At 63.9% G+C, this 783-nt stretch carries 1 protein-coding gene; it reads left to right on the forward strand.

All coding sequences use genetic code 11. From position 1 onward, the window contains the following. Positions 1–783: aldehyde dehydrogenase family protein (locus RhoFasB10_RS25725; protein ID WP_167679323.1), on the forward strand; the 783-nt coding region annotated here is incomplete at both ends.

Here is a 783-nt window from a genome sequence, read left to right on the forward strand (position 1 = left end):
ATCTGGACGATGCCCGCACCGTCATCGACGCCGCCGCAGCCGCGTTCCCCGCCTGGCGCGACACCTCCCTCGCCAAGCGCGTGCAGGTCCTGTTCAAATTCCGCGAACTCCTGAACGAACGCAAGGGTGAGTTAGCGGAAATCATCACCGCCGAACACGGCAAAGTACTCTCCGACGCATTGGGTGAAATCTCCCGCGGCCAGGAAGTCGTCGAATTCGCCTGCGGCATCCCGCATTTGTTGAAGGGCGGCTTCACCGAGAACGCCTCCACCAAAGTCGACGTCTACTCCATCCGCCAACCCCTCGGCCCCGTCGGCATCATCTCCCCCTTCAACTTTCCCGCCATGGTCCCGATGTGGTTCTTCCCCGTCGCCATCGCCGCCGGCAACACCGTCGTACTCAAGCCGTCGGAAAAAGACCCCACCGCCTCCATCTGGATCGCGAACCTCTGGGCCGAAGCAGGCCTGCCCGCAGGCGTGTTCAACGTCCTGCAAGGCGACAAGCTCGCCGTCGACGAACTCCTCGAGAACAAGAAGATCAAAGCGATCTCCTTCGTCGGCTCCACCCCCATCGCCCAATACGTCTACAGCGTCGGCACCGCGAACGGTAAACGCGTCCAAGCTTTGGGTGGCGCGAAGAACCACGCCATCGTCCTACCCGACGCCGACCTCGACCTCGCCGCCGACGCCATGGTCAACGCCGGCTTCGGCTCCGCAGGCGAACGCTGCATGGCCATCTCCGCACTCGTCGCCGTCGGCGACATCGCCGACGACCTCGTCGCGA

This window comes from Rhodococcus sp. B10, from assembly GCF_011770055.1.
In the GTDB taxonomy this organism is placed as follows: domain Bacteria; phylum Actinomycetota; class Actinomycetes; order Mycobacteriales; family Mycobacteriaceae; genus Rhodococcoides; species Rhodococcoides kyotonensis_B.